The 19,820-nt window shown below is 73.1% G+C and carries 19 protein-coding genes and 1 pseudogene; 4 read left to right on the plus strand and 16 right to left on the minus strand.

Features of this window, described 5'->3' with window-relative positions; all coding sequences use genetic code 11:
• Positions 1-118: 118 nt before the first annotated feature.
• Positions 119-1,189 carry a glycosyltransferase family 4 protein gene (locus NMN56_RS34260; protein ID WP_274047453.1) on the minus strand — a complete coding sequence of 357 codons (1,071 nt, stop codon included), beginning with the start codon at positions 1,187-1,189 and terminating at the stop codon, positions 119-121.
• The gene (locus tag NMN56_RS34265) at positions 1,182-2,498 is read right to left on the minus strand and encodes a glycosyltransferase 87 family protein (protein WP_274047452.1); all 1,317 of its coding nucleotides are present in this window, start codon (positions 2,496-2,498) and stop codon (positions 1,182-1,184) included. Before NMN56_RS34265 ends, NMN56_RS34260 begins: the two co-directional genes overlap by 8 nt.
• 425 nt (positions 2,499-2,923) lie before the next feature.
• Here NMN56_RS34265 and NMN56_RS34270 point away from each other — a divergent pair, with 425 nt between their 5' ends.
• Positions 2,924-3,733, plus strand: a complete 810-nt coding sequence (locus tag NMN56_RS34270) for a hypothetical protein (protein ID WP_430542786.1) — start codon at positions 2,924-2,926, stop codon at positions 3,731-3,733.
• Between the two features lie 56 nt (positions 3,734-3,789).
• Here NMN56_RS34270 and NMN56_RS34275 read toward each other — a convergent pair whose 3' ends face one another.
• Positions 3,790-4,635, minus strand: coding sequence for a GntR family transcriptional regulator (locus tag NMN56_RS34275; protein ID WP_274047451.1), 846 nt, complete (start codon positions 4,633-4,635; stop codon positions 3,790-3,792).
• Positions 4,636-4,752: 117 nt separating this feature from the next.
• Between NMN56_RS34275 and NMN56_RS34280 the strand changes: the two genes are divergently transcribed.
• Positions 4,753-5,604, plus strand: a complete 852-nt coding sequence (locus tag NMN56_RS34280) for a (2Fe-2S)-binding protein (protein WP_274047450.1) — start codon at positions 4,753-4,755, stop codon at positions 5,602-5,604.
• Between the two features lie 224 nt (positions 5,605-5,828).
• Positions 5,829-7,076, plus strand: a complete 1,248-nt coding sequence (locus NMN56_RS34285) for a DUF2637 domain-containing protein (protein ID WP_274047448.1) — start codon at positions 5,829-5,831, stop codon at positions 7,074-7,076.
• Between the two features lie 133 nt (positions 7,077-7,209).
• Here NMN56_RS34285 and NMN56_RS34290 read toward each other — a convergent pair whose 3' ends face one another.
• A complete protein-coding gene (locus tag NMN56_RS34290) occupies positions 7,210-8,703 on the minus strand; it encodes a protein phosphatase 2C domain-containing protein (protein WP_274047447.1) in 1,494 nt (497 codons plus the stop codon).
• A gap of 141 nt (positions 8,704-8,844) precedes the next feature.
• Here NMN56_RS34290 and NMN56_RS34295 point away from each other — a divergent pair, with 141 nt between their 5' ends.
• A complete protein-coding gene (locus NMN56_RS34295) occupies positions 8,845-9,345 on the plus strand; it encodes a DUF456 domain-containing protein (RefSeq protein WP_274047446.1) in 501 nt (166 codons plus the stop codon).
• 127 nt (positions 9,346-9,472) lie between these two features.
• On the opposite strand, the gene NMN56_RS34300 is transcribed toward NMN56_RS34295, so the two are convergent.
• The 12 genes and pseudogenes from NMN56_RS34300 to NMN56_RS34350 form a co-directional block, all read right to left on the minus strand.
• Complete coding sequence (locus tag NMN56_RS34300; RefSeq protein ID WP_274047445.1) at positions 9,473-9,904, minus strand: lasso peptide biosynthesis B2 protein; 432 nt, start codon at positions 9,902-9,904, stop codon at positions 9,473-9,475.
• Positions 9,901-10,155 (minus strand): lasso peptide biosynthesis PqqD family chaperone, encoded by a 255-nt coding sequence (locus NMN56_RS34305; RefSeq protein WP_274047444.1) that lies wholly within the window; start codon positions 10,153-10,155, stop codon positions 9,901-9,903. The genes NMN56_RS34300 and NMN56_RS34305 overlap by 4 nt, the downstream gene beginning before the upstream one ends.
• The gene (locus tag NMN56_RS34310) at positions 10,155-12,119 is read right to left on the minus strand and encodes an asparagine synthase-related protein (protein WP_274047443.1); all 1,965 of its coding nucleotides are present in this window, start codon (positions 12,117-12,119) and stop codon (positions 10,155-10,157) included. Before NMN56_RS34310 ends, NMN56_RS34305 begins: the two co-directional genes overlap by 1 nt.
• Positions 12,120-12,328: 209 nt before the next feature.
• A complete protein-coding gene (locus NMN56_RS34315; RefSeq protein WP_274047405.1) occupies positions 12,329-12,445 on the minus strand; it encodes a keywimysin-related RiPP in 117 nt (38 codons plus the stop codon).
• Between the two features lie 380 nt (positions 12,446-12,825).
• On the minus strand, positions 12,826-13,323 hold the full coding sequence (locus tag NMN56_RS34320; RefSeq protein WP_274047404.1) for a methylated-DNA--[protein]-cysteine S-methyltransferase: 498 nt from the start codon (positions 13,321-13,323) through the stop codon (positions 12,826-12,828).
• Positions 13,320-14,987: an AlkA N-terminal domain-containing protein gene (locus NMN56_RS34325; protein WP_274047403.1), complete on the minus strand. Its 1,668-nt coding sequence runs from the start codon at positions 14,985-14,987 to the stop codon at positions 13,320-13,322. Before NMN56_RS34325 ends, NMN56_RS34320 begins: the two co-directional genes overlap by 4 nt.
• Positions 14,988-15,191: 204 nt before the next feature.
• Positions 15,192-15,770, minus strand: coding sequence for a hypothetical protein (locus NMN56_RS34330; protein WP_274047401.1), 579 nt, complete (start codon positions 15,768-15,770; stop codon positions 15,192-15,194).
• 67 nt (positions 15,771-15,837) lie between these two features.
• A pseudogene (locus NMN56_RS43450) lies at positions 15,838-16,608 on the minus strand (DUF7224 domain-containing protein); the annotation flags it as partial.
• Positions 16,609-16,653: 45 nt separating this feature from the next.
• A complete protein-coding gene (locus tag NMN56_RS34335; RefSeq protein ID WP_274047399.1) occupies positions 16,654-17,403 on the minus strand; it encodes an ATP-binding cassette domain-containing protein in 750 nt (249 codons plus the stop codon).
• A gap of 373 nt (positions 17,404-17,776) precedes the next feature.
• Positions 17,777-18,970, minus strand: a complete 1,194-nt coding sequence (locus tag NMN56_RS34340; protein ID WP_274047397.1) for a methyltransferase domain-containing protein — start codon at positions 18,968-18,970, stop codon at positions 17,777-17,779.
• Positions 18,967-19,089 carry a hypothetical protein gene (locus tag NMN56_RS34345; RefSeq protein ID WP_274047396.1) on the minus strand — a complete coding sequence of 41 codons (123 nt, stop codon included), beginning with the start codon at positions 19,087-19,089 and terminating at the stop codon, positions 18,967-18,969. The genes NMN56_RS34340 and NMN56_RS34345 overlap by 4 nt, the downstream gene beginning before the upstream one ends.
• A gap of 102 nt (positions 19,090-19,191) precedes the next feature.
• Complete coding sequence (locus NMN56_RS34350; RefSeq protein WP_274047394.1) at positions 19,192-19,719, minus strand: ATP-binding protein; 528 nt, start codon at positions 19,717-19,719, stop codon at positions 19,192-19,194.
• Positions 19,720-19,820: the final 101 nt, after the last annotated feature.

Here is a 19,820-nt window from a genome sequence, read left to right on the forward strand (position 1 = left end):
GGGCCGTCCTCCCCGGAAAGGCCCTCACGCGCACGCGAGTTCTCCCCTCCGTGAGGGGGCTTCTGACGTGGAACGTTCTCCTGTTGCTGTTGGGCGGGTTCCTCCTCCGCCGTGCCGCTCACCACTCCTCGACCGTACGGGACAGCAGTGCGCGCAGGTGTCGCGCCGAGGCGTCCCAGCTCCACTCGGCGCCGACCCACGCGCGCCCCTTCGCGCCCATTCCGGCCGCGGTTTCCGGGTCGGCGAGCAGTTCGGTGATCCGGTCGGCGACGGCCCGTACGTCCCTGCCGTCGGTGACATGGCCCGTCTCACCGTCCCGTACGGCCTCCGGCGCCCCGCCGGAGGCTCCCGCGATCACGGGGAGTCCGGCGGCTGCTGCCTCCAGGTAGACGATGCCGAGCCCCTCGGCCTCCAGTCCGAGACGGCGGGTGCGGCACGGCATGGCGAACACGTCGGCCGCCGCGTAGTACGGGGGCAGTTGGCTGTGTTCGCGGGGCCCGGCGAACACGACGGCGTCACCGGGCAGCCCGGCCGTACGCCGCGCGAGGCGGCGCAGCGCACGCTCGTACGGTCCCGAGCCGACGATCAGCAGCGTCGCTTCCGGCACGGTGCGCCGTACCAGGGGCAGGGCGCGGATGAGCGTGTCCTGCCCCTTGCGCGGCACCAGCCGGGAGACGCTGAGCACCAACGGCCGCTTGCCCAGGGCCAGTTCGGCCCGTATGTCCCGGCGCGGCGGGGAGGCGAACAGGCCGGGGTCGACGCCCGGCACCAGCCTGGCCGTCCGCGCGTGCGGCCCGAGCGCGGCGGACATACGGGCGCGCGCGTGCGCCGTCAGACAGGTGACCGTGCCGGTCGTGTCCGCGACACGGCGCAGCAGCAGCCGGGCGCCAGGCAGTGCGGCCCACCCCATCTCGTGCCCGTGCGTCGTGGCCACCGACGGCAGTCCGAGCGGTTCCGCGAGCAAGGCGAGTGGCATGGCGGCGCCGAACCACACGCGGTCGCAGCCGTACCGGAAGGCCAGAGCGCGCGCGAGCGCCAACGTGCGCGGGGTCGGCAGCAGGAGGCGTGCCCTGTCCCGTACGACGGGGAAGGGCTGGGCCGCGTCGAACTCCTCGGTGGCGCTCCCCGGTTCGGCCGAGGTGTGGACGACCACCTCACCGGGCGGGAACCGGTGCGCCACCTCATGCACGAACCTCTCGATTCCGCCCCGCCGCGGCGGGAAGTCGTTGGTGATGATCAGGGTGCGTCCCGGCGTGGCTCCCCGCGTGCCCGGCGTACGACTCGGGCTGAGCGGCTCGGGCGTACAAGACGGACAGGGCGTACGGGACGGACAGGGCGAACCTGACGGACCGGACGGACTGGACGGGCCGGACGGGCTGGACGGGCTGGTCATCGGAGATCCTCCAGCGGGCCCACAGCACGAGGACCATGGGGTAGACGAGATAGCCGAACCGGGAAGCGGGCATCAGCGCCATCGCGGCGAGCAGACCGAGCGCGAGGCGCAGCGCAGCCGCCCGTACGTCCCTGGGCGGCCGGACGAGCAGCGAGACGCCGATGCCCAGCGCGGCCACGACGAGCGCGCCGACCGCGAGGCCGTGTCCGAGCGGGCCCGCTTCGGCGAGCAGCTTGCCCGGCAGCGGTGAAGCGGCGGGCGACTCCACTCCCGCGAGGCCCAGCGGGTAGCGGATGGTGCTGGTCACCAGCCCGCCGGGGTCGGCCAGCGCGGGCAGCGCCAGCCCGCAGGCGAGGGTGAGCGCCGCGCTCGCGCCGTAGCGGAGTGCCGTACGGGATCCGCCGCGTATCGCGAGCAGTGCGAGGGCGACGGCCAGCGCGGGCCAGGCCGTCGCCTTGAGGATGCCCGCGAGGCCGAGTACGGCGCCTGCCCGGCCGGGGCTCCCGCGTCCCGCGAGCGCCAGCCCGAGGCAGCTGAGCCCGATCACGGGCAGGTCGTCCCCACCGGTCGCCATGGGCAGCGCGATGAGCGGCGAACCGGCGAAGAGCAGGGCGGTCCGCAGGCGCTCGCCCGTACCGCACAGGAACCGGACACTCAGCGCGAACGTACCGAGGAAGACGGCGGCGAACACGAACCTGGCGTCCACACCCAGCAGTTGGTGCGGCACACCGAAGAGGGCCATGCCGGGCAGATACGGGTTGTACGCGAGGGCTTCGGCGCCCTCCAGCCGGTCCGCGCTCAGATAGGGCGTGCCCTCGCTCAGCAGCAGCGCGGCCGACCTGTGCACGACGTGCACCTCTTCCTGGGCGCTGCCCGTCACCGCCAGCACGAGCAGCGGCACGCACGCGGCACCCACGAACACGCCGCACCCCACCAGGCGCCCGCCGCCCAGACGGCAGCGGCCGACCGCTGCCGCCAGCGCGGCGAGGGCGTAAGCACAAGCGGCGACGAGGCCCCACGTCCTGTGGGGCGCCAACGACGTCACAGCGGCGGTGGTCGCCGCGAACCCGGCGCATCCGCCGTACCAGACAACAGTCCTGTTCACCCCTCCAGACAAGCGTTCTTCGAGCCCGGGATCACTGCCGCTGGATGCCGAGCAGGGGTAGAGCTACCTCTACCCCCCTCACCCCCCCGGGCCCGGCCCCGCACCCCCTCCCGGGCCCGGCCTCCCGGCCCTGCGGTACCGGACGGCGCGGCTCGCAGAGGCGGGGCCACAGGGGCCGCACGGGGTCGGCCGCACCCTCACAGGACGGCGACCGCACCCTCACAGGACGGCGCGGGACGGCGTCGCGAACAGGTACGGCGAGCGTTCTGCTTGCCCCGTAAGGGAGTTGGCAGAAATGGGTCTCCGGTAAAACTTTGTGAACTGTTTCACACCACCCCCTTGGCCGGGTGCCCCAACCCGTGCTGAGATGCGGGCACATCCGGCTCGAAGGCGCGCTTGGGGAGGGCACTGTGGCGGACACCGCCATGTCACGTTCGGACAGGCTGGATTCCGGAGGCGGTAGGAACCGTCCCCCCGCGATGGGCCCCGACAGCCCGCTGGGCCGCGCCGTATGGCGGCTGCGCTCCCGCGGCTGCTGGGACGACGCGGCTGCGCTGCTGGATCCGCACGCGGAGCACGACCCGAAGGCGGCGGTCGGCCGTGCTGCGCTGCTGGTGGAGCGCTGCATGTTCACGGCCGACGGCTGGCCGGCCGCCGAGGACGCGCTGCGCGCCGCTGAGGCGGTCGCACGGAACGACGACGACAGGGGCGCGGCAGCGTGCGAGCGGGGCCAACTCGCCTATGCGGCAACCGTGCTGGGCATACAAGACAGAACGGACGAGGCGCGTGCGGCGCTCGGCAGGGCAGCCGCACTGCTGGAGCCGAACGCACCGGCCCGCGCCCTGCTGGACTTCCGGCGCGGCCTGCTCGCCGAGAACCTGACCGAGACGCCCGAATCGGCCCGCGCCGCCTACCGCAGGGCACACGCGGGGGCGACATCGCGGGGTGACCTGCTGCTGTGTTCGTTCACCTGGCGGCATCTGGCCGGCCTCGCACAGCGCGAGGGCGAACTGGCCGACGCGCGGCACGGCTTCACCGAGTCACTGCGCCTGCGCGAGGAGCTGGGGTTCCTGGTCGGGATGGCCCCGGCGCTGGTGTCGCTCGCGGGCGTCCAGCCCGAGCCTGACGCGACCCGCCTGCGCGAAGAGGCAGGCCGCCTCTTCCGCCTCCTGGGCGGCGTACCGACCTGGCTGGCCGAACACCTGCCGGACGAGGGAATCCCCGCCCCTCAGTAGCGGCCCGGCAGCGACCCCGTACGGCTCAGCGGCTCAGCGGTGAGAGCCGGTACAGGTCAGTAGTGACCCCGTACCAGCCGTTCCACGGCGGGCAGGTCCTGGTCCGTCAGCGCTTCGAGAAGTGCGAGGTGGTCGGCGGCCTCGGCGAGGAGATCGGTCGTACGGGGTACGGGTGCGACCCGTACGGCCGAGCACTGGGCGCGGCGGTGCACGTCCTCGGCGACGGCGACGAGCTGGCGGTTGCCCGTCAGCTCCAGGAGCGTGCGGTGGAAGACGCGGTCAGCCTCCGCGTAGGCCGTGCAGTCGCCGCGCGCCGCCGCCTCCAGGGTGTCCTCGGCCAGCGGGCGCAGCTCGGCCCACCGCTCGACCGGTACCGTACGGGCGAGCCTGAGCACGGCCGGCACCTCCAACAGGGCGCGGATCTCGGCGAGTTCGGCGAGGTCGCGCGGGCTGTGCTCGGCGACGCGGAACCCGCGGTTGGGCACCGTCTCGACGGCGCCCTCGCTGGCGAGCTGCTGCATGGCCTCGCGTACGGGGGTCGGTGAGACGCCGAAGCGTTCGGCGAGCGCGGGCGCCGAGTAGACCTCACCGGGGGCGAGTTCGCCCGCCAGCAGCGCCGTACGCAGGGCTTCGAGGATCTGCGCCCTGACCGAGTACCGCTGCGGTACCACCTTCGGAGGCGACGGTTCGCTGTGCACATGTTCGCCGCGCACCGCCCCGGCGTTTCCCGGGCCCTGGCCCACGCCACCGGGCCCGGGCGCGTGGCCGGTCGCGCCCGCGACATCAGCGGCCGATCGGGCCGACCCGGCCGGCCGTGCCCGCGACGGCCGGCCGGGAACACGGGGGGCGAGTGCGGACGGCGCCGCGGCCTCTATGGGCGGCTCCGCTCGGTTCTGCTCCATCTGTCCCCTCCAGGGTGTCGATGAGCACGATAGGCCGAGGAGACCTGAGATCAAACCTCGCCTACGATCGGCTAAGGTAAGGCTTACCTGCTAACGATCGTCGATTCGGTGGTCCTCATGGCCGTGCCCACCCTCGCCCCCGTGGCCCCTGACGTCTCGCCTTTCCGCGCCGCTTACGCGCGGCTGACCGACGTGTTCCCCACGCTGGATGTGACCGAGACCACGGCTCGTGAATTGCTTCCCGAGGGCCCCGGCTGGGTGCGCGCCACCGAACTCGCACGCGGAGGAGCCGCGCTCGACTCCTTCCTCGCGTGGGACGACGAGCAGATCCGGCACGACTACGGGAAGAGCGCACGCCCCGACGTGATCGCCAGCTTCGGGCTCCACCGCTACGCCTGGCCCGTCTGTCTCCTCGTCACCATCCCCTGGTTCCTGCACCGAAGGGTGCCCCGCGTACCCGTCGGAGCCGTCGCCTTCCAGCGGACACTGGGCAGGCTCGCCGTACATGTCGAGGAGTTCACATGCCTGCCGGACGACCCGGCGGCCTCGGCACCCGGCGCGCGGGTCGTACCGGACGAAGCCGCCCTGCGCGCCGAGGTACGCGAGGCCGTGGCCGAGCATCTGGCGCCCGTACTCGATGGGTTCAGGCCCCGGATGCGGCGCGGGGCGCGGGCGCTGTGGGGAATGGCGACGGACGAGATCACCGAGGGACTGTGGTACCTGGGCCACCTGCTCGGCGAGGAGCAGCGCGCCATGGCCGAGGTACAGCGGCTGCTGCCCGGCGCGACCACGCCCTTCGCGCAGGGGGCCGCCTTCCGTGAACTCACGGGTCACAGTGGCGAGTCGCTGCCCACGCGCGACCGCGCGAGCTGCTGCCTCTTCTACACGCTCCGGCCCGAGGACACCTGCGTGACATGCCCCCGCACATGTGACGCGGAGCGCGTGGACCGGCTGAGCGCCGTCCGGTAGTTCGGGCCAACTTCCGGCGCCCGCCCACGGGTTCGACCCAGAAAGCCCCGTTCCCGGGGTATGCACGCCCTTTCGCGGTTTCTTGTGCTGAAACCCCGAGCAGCCTCTCTTATTTCCGTAAGGATGCTCGGCGACAGCGAACGCAAGCCAGAGCGCGAGCACCTCGCTGTGCGCACGCGGTGCCCGCTGCGCACGGACGGGCGTGCGGGCAGGGGGCACCCACCATGAGACTGACCGACATATCGCTGAACTGGGCGCTGCCGGGTGCCGTGCTGCTCGTCGGCGTCCTGATCGCGGTGATCGTGATGACGCACTCACGCCGCCACGGCACGTCCTCGTCCCCGAAGGGCTCCGAGGGCGCGGCCAACGGCCCGCACGGACAGGGGCAGTCGGCCCAACCCGACTCGTGGGAACGCAAGGAGGAACGGCGCCGCCGCAAGGAGACCGTCTACGCCACGGCCGCCTACCTGCTCCTCTTCTGCTGCGCCGGCGTCGCCGCCGCGCTCTCCTTCCACGGCCTCGTCGGCTTCGGCAGGCAGAACCTCGGCCTGTCGGGCGGCTGGGAGTACCTCGTTCCCTTCGGCCTCGACGGTGCCGCGATGTTCTCGGCCGTCATCGCCGTACGCGAGGCGAGCCATGGGGACGCCTCGCTCGGGTCACGGCTGCTCGTGTGGATCTTCGCGGGCGCCGCCGCATGGTTCAACTGGGTACACGCACCCCGGGGACTCGGCCACGACGGTGCCCCGCAGTTCTTCGCCGGCATGTCGCTCTCGGCGGCGATCCTCTTCGACCGCGCCCTCAAGCAGACGCGGCGTGCCGCACTGCGCGACCAGGGCCTGGTGCCGCGCCCGCTCCCCCAGATCCGGGTCGTACGGTGGCTGCGCGCACCGCGCGAGACGTTCGGCGCCTGGTCGCTGATGCTGCTGGAGGGCGTCAGGACCCTGGACGAGGCCGTCGACGAGGTACGCGACGACCGGCGCAGGCGCGACCAGGACCGCCAGCGCAGGCGGGAGCAGGAACGCCTGGACCGCGCACGGGTCAAGGCACTCAACAGGCAGCACAGGCTGTGGAGTCGGGGGCGCGGCGGCCCGCCGGCGCATATGGACGTGGAGATCGAACAGGCGGGCAGGCCCACACCCGGCCGCGCCCCCGCCGCCGTCACCGCTCCCCCACCGGCTTCGGCCTCCACCGCTGCCTCCGCTTCCGCCGCTGCCTCCGCCTCCACCGAAAGGGCCGACATACCTCCCGCGAGCCAACTGCCCGTGACCGAGGTCGTGGGCGCCCCCGCGCACCGCTCCCGGCCGGCGCTCCAGGCCGCCGTGGAAGAGGACTCCTCCCCGCAGAACGGTGCCCCGGCGCTGGAGGAGCGTTCGCGCGCTCCCCGCGAGGAGCAACACGGGGGCGGAGCCGCCAGCCCCAGGCTGGACACGCTGGAAGAGAAACTGGCCGAGATCGAGAGGCAGTTCACCTGAGTGAGCCTTCGGCGGACAGCGGCGGCGCACCCCATGGCGGGGGCGCCGCCGCTGTGGCGTGTACGGGCCGCTGTGGCGCGTACGGCGTGCCCCTGCCGGGCAACGTGGTGCGCCGGAAGCGGGGATCTGCGGGCTATGTGTCCCAGACCGTCGCGGCCGTACGGTCCAACTCATGGCCCTTGAGGGGGCGTTGGAGCGCGGCGAGGTAGGCCGTCAGGCCGGGTGGTGTGCCGGTCCAGCGGGCGGCGAGGGAGCCGGCGAAGCCGGGGTCCTCGCGCAGGGGCTCCGCGACACCCGCGCCGCACAGCAGGAGCGCGTCGCCGGGCTGTGCCACGGAGGCGCGGAAGCGGAACGGTTCGGACCGCGCCGGCTCGGGCTGCCGCTCCTCGGTGAACCCGTCCCGCGCTGCCGCCGCCCTCGCCGTGGGGTCGTCGGGTGGCACGATGCCGAGCCTCATCGTCGGCGACGGCTGCTGCGGCTCCTGCTGTGCCCCGGACTCCTGACGCGGGGGCACGGGTTCGGCGCCGTAACCGAGTACGGGCCCGCCGGAGCGCTCCGACTCGTCGACGCGGGGTTCGAGGTCCTGCCAGACGCCGTCCCTGAGCCGGAAGAGCCCGCCCTCGCCCGCGCCGAAGAACACCCGCGTACGGCACCGGGGGTCGGCGGGCAGCAGCAGACAGCGCAGGTGCGCCGTGTGCTGCCCGGGTTCGAGGCCGAGCGCCGCCGCCTCGGCACGCAGCATGCCGAGGGTGCGGCCGGTCAGCCGGTGCAGGCCGGACTTGAGCGCGTCCCTGCGGCCCGCGAGTATGTCCTCGGCCAGCCGCGCGTGGCTCCGCCCGATCGCGCCGCCGATCGAGCGGCACGCCTCACGGGCCGCACGGTGCGCGCCAGGGCCCGTGCGCGAACCGACCGCGACGGCCACCAGCAGCAGCGCGCTCTGTCCGGCGCCGAAGCGCGCCACGAGCAGCGCGTCGCCCCGCAGCATCCCCAACTGCCGCGCCGCCTCGCCCCGCATCGAGACCGCGCGCAGTGTGAGCACCCCGTAGTGCGCGCCTTCGAGTGCGGTGTCGGGTACGAGTTCGCCCAGCGCGGCCGGATCGGCGACGGGCAGGGCGCCGGGCTCCACCTCGGGCACCTCCCCGTAGATGTCGCCGGGTGCGGGTGCGTTCCCGGATGCGTCTCCGTCCGCCTCAGGACCGGGCTCAGGACCGGACTCAGGACCGGTCGCCGCCAGCGGCTCACGCGCCGGTCCCTGTCCCTGCTCCGGTCGCGGTCCCGGCTCCGGTGCGGGGGCGGCAGGGGGTTCGTCCAGGAGTGCCGGTTCGTCCAGGGAAGAGGACGGTGCCGGGCGCTGCGCGGAACGGGCGCCTGGCACGGGGGCGCTCGCGTCCTCGGGCCGGGAAGGGGCGGCGGGCTCCGGTTCGGGCTCGGACGGAGGCCCGCCGGTGCGGGTGTCGGCCGGGGCCTCGGGGCCGCCGACCGTACGGGTGATGGAGGCGAAGCGGTCGTCGAGGGTGTCCGGGGCGCGGGTGCGGCCGGTGTCCGTGGCCTCGGCGTCGTACAACTGAGCCCACCAGTCGTCGTGTTCGCTGGTGAACGGAGCGCGCTGCTCCCCCTGATCACTCATGGGCTCATTGTCTCGCGCGACGGCGGCCCGGGAAGCCCGGCAGGAAAGAACGGCGCAGAACGAGCGGAATACTCCGCCTCACTTAACTGTGCGTGGACACGTGCGCAGGCGGGCCGCCCGGTGTTCGGGCACGCTTTCCTCATGGACACCTCCGCGGTGCTGAGCGTGCCGCAGCCGGTGCTGATGGGCCTGGTGCTGCTGCTCGGCCTGCTCGGCACCGTGGTGCCCGGTGTGCCGGGGCCGCTCGTCGTGTGGGCCGGCGTCTTCTGGTGGGCGGTGTGGGACCAGAGCAACGCGGCGTGGTTGCTGCTCACCGGGGTCACGGGCCTGCTGCTGGTGACCGCCGTCGCACGGCTGTTCATCCCGGTGCACGGTTACCGCGGGGCCGAGACGGCGCGGCGCACGCTGCTGGTCGCGGGTGCCGCGGGGACGGTCGGATTCGTCGCGCTCCCCGTCATCGGGGTCGTGCCGGGCTTCGTGGGCGGAATCTACGGGCGCGAGCGGGTGCGGCTGGGCGGACACGGCGCTGCGGTGGCGTCCACGCGGGCCGCGATGCGCGCCGGCGGCTGGCGCGTCCTCACCGACCTGGCCGCCTGCCTCGTGGCGACGGGCGCCTGGTTCGCCACCGTGCTGTGGGGTTAGGACGGCAGCCCGTACATGGCCGGGTCTCGGGGCGGCAGTCGTTCAGGCATCGGGCGTTCGGGCGCCGCGCGTTCAGGCATCAGGCGTCGGGCGTAAAGCGTCGGGCGTAAAGCGTCGGCATCAGGCATCAGGCATCAGGGCCGACGGTGAAGAAGGTGCGGAAGTAGTCGGGTGGGTACTCCTCGCCGACCGGGATCTCCTCGGCCTCCACCCAGGCATGCGCGGTGAAGGGCGGCAGTCGTCGCGCCCCTACACACCAGACCGGCCAGCTGCGGCCGGCGCGGCACAGCAGCGCGGTCGCCAGCGAGCGGGGAAGACAGCCTTCCGGCCCCGCGCAGGTGGGGCTGACGGCGTGCACCGCGTTCCGCGCGGCGAGGGTCTCGGCGTACCCGGCGGGCCCGGCACCGCGCCGTACGAGGGCGAGGACGGCGCGGATACGGCGAGGGGGCATGCGGGCCAGCAGCAGGGCGCAGCCGACGGCGAGGCGGGCGAGCGCGCGGCGGCGCCGGGGCCGCGGGCCCGGCTCCGACTCGGTGGTGTGCGCGGGCCGCGAGGTCACCGCTCCACCAGCCCCGCTGAGGTGAGGGCGTCGACCAGCTCTTGCACGTCCTGGTGTGCGGTGTCGTCGTCCACCTCGTACGTCTCGCTCAGCCGCCGTGCGGCGAGCTGCCGGGTGCCGCCCTCCAGCAGGGTGCGCAGGACGAGCGCGGCCGTGGGGTTGAGGTGCCAGTAGTGTCCGCTGTCCTCGTCGAGGAGGGCGGTGCCGTCGTCGGTGTCGGCGCGGGACACGCCGGATCGCAGGGTGAGCATCAGGGGCTCGCTTCCTCGTCGGCTGCGGGTGGGCTGGTGGGCAGGTCGGGGGCGGCCGGCCGTTCCAGGGAGCGCAGCCACAGTTCGCAGGCCAGCGTCTGGTAGAGCCCTCCGTGCAGGTCGCGGGGGTGGTGCTGGAGCGGGCCGGCGCAGGTCGCGCGCAGGGCAGCGGCATCGATCAACCCGCTGTGCGCCAGCCTGGATTCGTCCCACAGCGCGGCCAGTTGGGCCCGGTGTGTGCGCAGGGCGGCGTCAGGGTCGCTGTTGGTGACCGTCTTGGTCCGGCCGGTGAAGCACTCCTCGGGAACGGTGCCGCGCAGGGCTGCCACGAGGAGCGGCTTGTAGCTCCACGGAGTCCGCCTCTCCTCGGGCCGTACGGCGAGCACGGCGTTGAGCACCGCGTCATCGAGGTACGGCGCCGCCAGTGCCGTGCCGTCGCGTGCCGCGAGCTGGCCGATCTGGCGGAGCGGGCGTGCCGCGTACCGCAGGCCGGTCACGTCGTCGTGCACCCCGGGGTGCACCGAGACCGGCTCCACGTGGGGCGCCGCTTCGTGGATCAGCTCGCGCACGGCGTCGACCGCTTCCGGCGTGGCCCAGGGCGCGAGGCGCGGTGGCTCGCCCCAGCTCAGCGGGGGGCGGTCCGACGGGGGCGGCGGGGCTGTGAGCGCGTCGGCCGCCGAGCGGAACCAGCCGCGGTAGGAGGTGCGGGTGCACAGCCGGCGCAGCACGTGCCGTCGGCGCCACCGGTAGGAGGCCGAGTAGTCGCTCAGCAGGGACAGCGCCGTACGGGGCCTGCGGCGCAGCAGTGTGCGCAGGTGGGCGGCACTGGCGATGAGCAGTTCGTCTCCTCCGAAGCCGGCCAGGTGCAGTGCCGAACCCGCCGCCGAGGCCCGGCGGGTGAGGGACATCCAGCGCGCGTGGTCGGCGAGGACGGCGCAGGGCTCGTCGAACGGCTCCCGCATGCCGGGCAGCGCCTCGTAGATCGTCGGCATCTCCCCGTGCGGCACGATGCGGTGCTCGATGCCGGGCAGCGCCGCTGTGGTGCGGAAGGACCACCGCACGTCCTCGTCGAGAGGGTCGGCCGAAGCGGCGGTGAAGGCCACGACGCGGGTGCCGGGCTGGAGCGCGGCCAGGGAGCACAGCGACGTCGAGTCGAGGCCGCTGAGGTCCGAGCTGACCACGGTGCGCCCCGCGGTCCTGGCCTCGACGGCTGCGCCCAGCGCCGCACGCAGTGCGGGGGCGCCGGCGGAGAGCGGAAGGCGGGCTTCGGGGGGCGACCAGTACCGCACGTCACGGGCACGGCCGCTCGCGTCGTGCAGCAGGAAGTGGTCGGACGGCACGCACCGCACACCCCGCCACAGCGGGCGGTCGGTGAGGGGAGGCAGCAGCGCCGGGGAGAGGAGGTGGAGCGCGAGGCAGCGTTCGTCGACGCCGGCTCCGGTGAGGTACGCCAGGACATCGGCACGGTCTGCGGCGACGGTGACCCCGTCCACTTCGGCCGCGTACACCCGGCGCAGCCCGCTCAGCGTGCCCTGTACCCGTACCTGCCCGGCGACGGATGTCACCAGGTGGAAGCTGCCGGGAACGCCGGACGCGTAAGCCGCCGCCTCCTCGGTGGTACGGGAGCGGGCCGCCGCTCCGTACAACTCGGCGGCAGCGGCGGCCTGTTGCCCTGCCAGCGCGAGCACAGCACCGCCCGACCGCGCCGCGCGTACCGTCTCGGCGCCGGGTTCCCGCACGTGGGCGCCGGGTTCGCGCACCTCGGCATTCGTTTCCGGCACGTAGGCGCTCGTTTCCCGCACGGTCGGCCAGCGCCCCAACAGCAGGGGACGGCCCGAGGGATGGGACACGCGGCACTCCGCGAACCGGCGCAGCCGTGCGACCGCCGCCCCGGCCGCGGCACAGTCCGGGAAGACCGCGAACCACAGGGGCGCCGTGGCGAAACCGGTCGGCTCCCTGTCCATGTCACGTCCTCCTTACTGCCCGCGCTCTTGCTGGCCGCGCACTTACTGCCCGCGCTCTTACTGGCCGTACTCGCGGCCAGAGGGCGCCAACCCTCCGACAGCGGCGGCCACTTGGTGTGGTGGGCGGCTCCGTGGGGGTTGGGCGGCTCACGCCCCCCACCACCCTTTCCCTGGGCCGGCCGTCAGGGCCGGCTATGTGGAGGTCACGGTCAGCGCACCAGGCTGTGCTGTCCGAGGAAGTCGGGTGATGCCTTCCGCTTGACGCCGGTGACCCGGCGGAAAGAACCGACAAGCATCAAGGTGGGGTGCTCGTATGCGCGGCGCATGTCGTTACACCTCCTCTCATTTTTCCGTTACCGACACATCGCGCCGCTGCCGCAGCGGCTCCGGTTCCGGTTCGGTTCCGGTTCGGTTCCGGTCAGCGGATCCGTACGGCAGTGCCGTACCAGACGAACTGCCCGCCCCCGCCGCCGACGAGGCAGCACGGAGCGGGCGTGCGGGGTGGGCTGGAAGCGAAGTCGGACAGTCACAAGAGCGCTGTTCACACCAGCGCGACGCAAGTGGACGTCAGCACCCCGTCAGGGGGCGCCCCGTCAGGGGGCGCCCCGTCAGGGGCGCGGGGAACTGCGCGACAAGCCACGACTCAGCCGCAGCCCGCACAGCACACACAGGGGCACAACGTCCCCGCAACACCCACAAGGGCGGCTCAGCTCTCTCCTGGCAGGGCGCCCTCCAGGGCGAGGAGGTGGCGCTTACGGTCCAGGCCACCTGCGTAGCCCGTGAGGGAGCCGTCGGCGCCGATCACACGGTGGCAGGCGCGGACGATCAGCAGCGGGTTGGCGCCGACCGCGCCACCGACCGCGCGCACGGCGGCGCGGGACGCACCGGCGCGTGCCGCCAGTTCGCCGTAGCTGGTGGTGGCGCCGTACGGGACCGCGTCCAGCGCGTCCCAGATCCTGCGCCGGAACTCCGTTCCGCGCGGGGCCAGTTGGAGTGTGAACTCCTTGAGCGTGCCCGCGAAGTAGGCGTCGAGCTGGCGCCCGGCCTCCTCCAGGACGGGGTGCGCGTCGGCGCGCTCCCAGTCCGGCTGGACGGTGGCGCCGCCACGCTGGCCCGGCACGGAGACCGAGACAAGCGCGGCACCGTCCGAGACGAGCAGCAGCTCCCCGAGGGGCCCTGGGTGAGTCGTGTAGAGAGTGCTCATACTGCGTCGCTCCGGATCGTCGTAGTAGTGGCGGTGGCGGCGGTAGCCGCGGTGGAGGCGGTAGCGGCCGTGGCGGCGGCGCTAGTCGCGATGGTGGCGGCGGCAGTCGCGGGGGCAGCGGCAATCGCGGTGCCGGCGCCGTTGGGGGCGACGACGCGCCCCTCCGCAGCCAGCGTCACCGCGTGCCACAGATGGTGCAGCGCGTACGAGCGCCAGGGGCGCCAGAGTTCGGCCTGCGCGGGCGTCGTTCCGGTCAGCGCCAGCCCGTGCCGTACGCCCGCGTCGCCGGGGAGGAACACGTCCGGGTCGCCCAGCGCGCGCATGCGCATGTATCCCGCCGTCCACGGCCCGATGCCGGGCAGCGCGAGCAGCGCCCGCTCGGTCTCCTCGCGTTCGGCGCCCGGGTCGAGGACGACGGTGCCGTCGGCGAGCGCCGCGGTGACGGTACGCAGCGCCTTGCGGCGCGCTTCCGGCATGCCGAGTTCGCCGAGCGGAGCCTGCGCGAGCGTGCCCGCCTCGGGGAAGAGATGGGTGAGGCCACCGTCGGGAACGGACAGCGGCTTGCCGTAGGCGGCGACCAGTGTGCCCGTGAGGGTGCGTGCCGCGCCGACCGTCACCTGCTGGCCGAGCACCGCACGGACCGCCAGCTCGTGCGGGTCGGCGGCGCCGGGCGAGCGCAGCCCCGGTTCCGCCTCCAGCAAGGGGCCCAACGCGCCGTCGCCGCCCAGCCGTTCGGCCACCGCGTACGGGTCGGCGTCCAGGTCGAACAGGCGGCGCACCCGCTGGACGGCCGTCGTCAGGTCGCGCAGGTCGCCCAGGTGCAGCCGGCACTCCAGCCAGCCCTTTCCGCTGCGCGCCGCGCACTCGTCGACCTCGGCGATGCCCGCGCCGAACGGCAGGCTCAGGGTGCGCCGGTACGTGCGGCTGCCCGGCTCCCCGCGCACCTCCTCGATACCGGGTACCGCCCTGCGCTCCAGAAAGCCGAAGACCTGCCCCGTCGCATACGGACCCCGGTACGCCAGCCGCAGCGGCACCCCGCTCATCGCGCCGCCCGGCGCCGCAGCCGCACGTACCCCGGCACGCCCTGCGGGCCCGTGCCCGCCGCGCGCCGACGCCTCGCGCAGGGCGCTGGGCGTACGGGCGTAGATCTCGCGGACCGTGTCGTTGAACTGCCGTACGCTCGCGAAGCCCGAGGCGAACGCGACCTCCGTGACGGGCAGCGGCGTCGTCTGGAGCAGCACCCGCGCGGTGTGCGCGCGCTGGGCCCTCGCGAGCGCCACGGGGCCGGCGCCGAGTTCGGCCGTGAGCTGGCGCTGCACCTGGCGGGCGCTGTAGCCGAGCTTCGCGGCCAGTCCCGCGACGCCCTGGCGGTCCACGACGCCGTCGGAGATCATGCGCATCGCGCGCCCGACGAGGTCGGCGCGTACGTTCCACTCGGCCGAACCCGGCACCGCGTCCGGGCGGCACCTGCGGCAGGCACGGAACCCCGCGCCCTGCGCGGCTGCGGCCGTCGGGTAGAAGCGGACGTTCTCCCGCTTCGGTGTCACGGCCGGGCAGCTCGGACGGCAATAGATGCCGGTGGTACGCACCCCGAGGAAGAACACGCCGTCGAAGCGCGCGTCCCGGCTGCGTACGGCCTCGTACCTGCTGTCTTCTGTGGTCACGCCCTCCAGTGTGCGCGACCCTCCGGGACATCACTAGCGGGAATCGGACGCGACGGTCCGGCCCATGATCCGACTCTCTGGTACGGCAGATACGGCACAGTCTTGCCGGTGGACGGACCCGCGCGGACCGCGCCATGGTCGGCGGCGTCCACCACGGCGGAAAACTTCACCGCTCTTCTCGACGAAGAGTTCCTGTACCCGTGACTACGGGCGCCGAGTCCGGGCGAAGCATGCTGCGGCGAGGACCAGTACGCCTACCTCGACCGCGGCGGGTACGGAGGACGCGTCGTGTTGGGGCCAGGCCCACCAGCGCGTACCACCGCCGGGTCCGCTGCCCACGAGTCCGCAGGCGACGGGAACGGCGGCAACCGCCGCCGTGGCGTAGACAGGACCGAACGCGCGGCGCACCAGCAGCCCGACGGCCAGGTAGCCCGCGAGGTTGCGGACGACGGCCAGCGCGAGCGGAAAGTCCAGCAGGGTGCTTTCCAGGGCGGCCAGGAGACCGCCCAGGCAGACGGCCGAGGCGAGGACCGTCAGCTGCCCGCGGTGCAGCGGCCGGACCGCGGTGTCCTCCATCGCGTGCGGCGGGCGGTCCATCCCGTACAGCAGCGCGCAGGCCGGCACGAGGGGAAGGAGCAGGGGCACGGAGACGGAGCCGGCGTTCCCGGTGAAGAGCGCTGGCACGTCGAGCGCTGAGCCGGAGAAAAGCGGCGCGAGGACGAAGCAGACCGCAAGTGCCACCGCACTGGCCCCGACGGCATGGGCGCGCAGCCACCAGGTCATGGGTTCCCTCCGGCCGATCGCGCGTAGGGGCCGGGTCGAGTTCCGGCTCGATGCCGCAGCCTCGCACGGCCTTCATGTTCCGTACGTACCAGGCGTGCTGGGCGTCGGGGGACAGTGCTGTGCGGACCCGTCCCGCGAGGCGGACGGCATCGGCGGGCATCCGGTCGTCGAAGTCCTTGGCGGGGATCCCGGCGGTGAGGGACAGCCAGACGTAGACGGCGGTGTCCGCATCCTCGCCCTGGTAGTTCTCGCACTCCGGTGAGGTCTCGGGGAATCCGCTCGTCGCGACCTCCTCCCACGTGGCCGCGCGGTCCTGCCGTACGCCGGAGAAGGTGAGGCGCGACGGAGTGGACACCCCGACTGCTGCGACGCGGGCTCGCGCCTGGTGGGACCACCTGGTGAGCCGGTCGCGCTCCGGTTCCTGCTCGGGCCACAGGCACACGCGCGGGGCCGCGCCCGCACAGCGCAGCAGGCTCCGGTCCCGGGCCTGGGCCCCGTTTGTGTCCAGGGGAACCGCGAGCAGGACGGACGCGGCGACTCCGGCACCAAGGACCACGCCGGTCAAGGCCCGGCGAGCGAAGAGGCGAGGGATCCCGAGCAGGAGCGCGGCGGCGAGGACAAGCGCGGCATACAGGGTGACCGTGGCGGCGATGCTCCGTACGGACAGCACTTGGTCCAGGGTGCAGCAGTCGACGGTGCCCTGGCCGTTCAGGTGCCGGAGCCAGGCCGGCGAGTCCAGGGCTGCGGGCCAGAACGCCCAGAAGTAGCCGCCGACGAGCATGGCGGCGACGCCGGTCAGGTCAGGATCAGGGCCGGGACGAGGAAGGCGCCCACCCATACCGCGGGGCTCCGGAGCAGTGCGATACGCAGCAGCACGGCGTCGTCAGCCCTCTCCCTGGACCAGGGAGCGGTAGACGGTCTCGGTCCGTCGCTCCGGAGTCGTGGCGGTCGGGGCCAGGGCGAGAAAGTCGTCCGTCCCGCCCTGGAAGACGACCTGTCCGCGGTCGATGACGAGGACGGTGCGGTAGATGTCGGCCAGGTCTTCGGTCTGGTGCGTGGAGACGACGACGTCCGTGGATGTGCCGGCGGTGAGTTCGCCGATGAGGTCACGGAAGATGCCACGCTGCACGGGGTCGAGCCCCGCGGTCGGCTCGTCGAGGAGGAGAATCTCCGCCTCGTGCACCAGGCACTGGGCGATGCCGAGCCGCCGCAGCTGGCCGCCGGACAGATGATGGCTGCGGCGTGTGGCCAGGTCGCTCAGCCGTACACGGTCCAGGGCCGTCGCCGAACGGTCCCACGCCTCGCGCTTGTTCAGCCCTTTCGTCCAGCCCGCGTACGCGGCCTGCTCCCGTACGGTCAGCCCGGGGACGGGCGCGATGTGCTGCGGCAGCCAGCCGACCCGCTGCCGGTAGCTCCTGCGATCGGCGCGGCGGGCGCTGTCCAACCCGCCGAGGGACACTCGCCCGGCATCGGGGGTGCGGGCCGAGGCGCCGAGGGAGAGCACGGTGGACTTCCCGGCGCCGTTGGGGCCCAGGAGAACGGTGCAGCCCGGTGGGAGCCGCAGGTCGAACTCCCGCAGTACGGGTTCCCGGCGGCGGTAGGCGAAAGTGCAGGACCGGTAGTGCAGTGACACGAGGTTCCCCGTGGGTGCGAGGTGAACCCCTTGCCGGGGCCCACCTGTGAAGCGGAAGGTCAGTACTTGACACTTATCTTCTTCACCCTGAGGGTGGCGCCCGGCTGGTCGGAGCCGTGGAGCAACATGGCGAACCAGTTCCCGAACAGGCCGGTCAGCCAAGGGAGTTGACGCTATGTCGTGAACTGGACATTCCGTAGCTGTCCAAGGCGTGACCACGGTCACGCCTGGCGTTCGTTTCGGGTGATGTGAGTGTCCATGCGTCCGCAGCGTCTCCCGTCGCTGCCGGACCGGACCGGGCCGCGGCCATCGCCCGCCGGGCCTTCCCGGCGGGCAGCTTGCCGATACGCCGACCCGGTCGCCGGACCCGCCCTCACACAGTCTGCTCTTCGCCGCCCTTGAGGACGGCATTGCCGGGATGCTCGAACCACAGTGTCTCGTCCTCAGGGGTAACGGTCAGCCCGTAGCGGGTGATGTCCGGTTGCCCGTGCGTGTTCCACCAGAGGCAAGCAGCGGCTACTTCGTCCCACAGGCTGCGCAGGCCGTGCTGGAGGACCGCGTCGGGCTCATGCCAGTCCGTCAAGCACACCGAGGCGTAGGAGTGTCCGTCCCAGAGCACGATGCGATCGGCGGAGACGCGGCGCAAACGCGTCTTCTGTGGCACACGGGCCCCGATGGTCCATTGGGCGGCCCAGGATGGCGCGAGGACGGTTGTGGGGTCGAGGGGCGAGGCGGACTCCCGCCCCTCACCGTGGCGTTCCGGGCGGCTCGGAGTCGGGCGGTGGGAGCGCAGCCACATGTATCGGGCCCCGCCGACCAGGCGCCCGCTCGCGGTCCCGTCACCGTTCACGGTCAACCGGGCCAGCCCGGTGTTCGACCACGCGGTTCCGTACGGCGCGAGAAGGAGCCCTCCGGGTGCGACGTGCTGAAGCAGCGTACGGGGAATGCGGCCGAGCGAGGCGGTGACGATCACACGGTCATAGCGAGACCGGCGGAAGGCCGCCCCCAACTCGGCATCGGCGGCGCGCACATGGGGACGGTATCCGGCGGCACGCAGGTTGCCGCGCGCGATGTGTGCCAGGTCCGGGTCGATCTCGACGGCGTCCACCTGCGCGCTTCCGGTCCTCTCGCACAGCATGGCGGTGTTGTAGCCCGAGCCGGCGCCGACGTCGAGCACGCGGTGCCCGGGTTCCAGATCGAGCAGGGCGAGCTGGTCGAGGACGATGGACAGTGCGGAGACGGAGGAGGTTGCCACTGCTCCGGTGACCAGTTCGCCCGGGTCGTGGGTAGCGAGGTCGTAGGCGCCGTCGTCGAGCTGGGTGACGACAGCGGTGTGCGGGACGTAGACGGCCGCTGTCCAGGCGGCCGGATCGAGGGCGCGGTCCAGGACCCGGTATCCGCCTTCGTCGCGGTGCCAGACCCAGAACCGGCCGGGCACGAACCGCTCACGGGGCACCGTGGCGAAGGCCGTGCGTAGCCACGCGGCCCTGAAATGCCCCTCCTGATCAAGGTCCCGTGCGCAGGCTTCCTTGTACCTCGTCCAGTCGACCGAGACGGGCCGCGTCACTCGTCGCCCCCGTCGTCGCGGTGCTCGCCGCCACCCGGCGGTGCCGGACTGTCCGGGTTGGGTTCTTCCGGCTTCCATTCCTGGTCATCGCCTGCGGAGTCCCCAGAGTGCTTTTCCATACCTTGCCTCCGTTTCGAGGTGGTGGGTATCTGCCCCAGCGTGGCGGTCGGATGCTCCTCGTGGGCCGTCTCAGCCTCGGCGGCCACCTCAGAGGGCGGTACTCAGACGGCGTAGTCCTCGTCGGCCTTTCCGCCGCCGACCGCGTTCACGATGCCATCCCGGCCCAACGGCCCCGCGCCCAGCGGCACTTCACGCAACCGCACGGCGAACTCGCACCAGACGACCTTGCCGGGCGAGCGCTCCCCCACCCCCCACTTGTCCGCGACCCCGGCCACGAGCAGCAGCCCGCGCCCGCCCTCCGCCTCCGGACAAGGCGACGGCGACCTGACCTCACCGCCACCGCTGTCGTGCACCTCCACCCGGAGGACACCTTCGCCGCCTCCGGCACCTTCATCGCCTTCGTCCGCGTACAGGAACAGGTGCAGCCGAAAGCCGCGGCCGGGCGGCACGCCGTGCAGCAGGGCGTTCGTCGCCAGCTCGCCGACACACAGGAGTACGTCGTCGCCGCGCCCGTCCACGCCCCAGTCGGCCAACGCCCACCGCACGAACGCGCGCGCTTTCGGCACCGACTCGCGCTCCCGCCGGTAGAACACCTCGCGGAAGAGAGGGGGTTGAGCTTCGGAGTTCATGTGCTGAATGTCACACCCCGCGCATAGGCTGCAACAGCGCGTCAAGCCGTACATCGCGGATGTACGGCCTCCGAGAGGGCGCGCACCAGCACGGCAGGGAA

The organism is Streptomyces iconiensis (assembly GCF_028657195.3).
GTDB classification, from domain to species: Bacteria; Actinomycetota; Actinomycetes; order Streptomycetales; family Streptomycetaceae; genus Streptomyces; species Streptomyces iconiensis.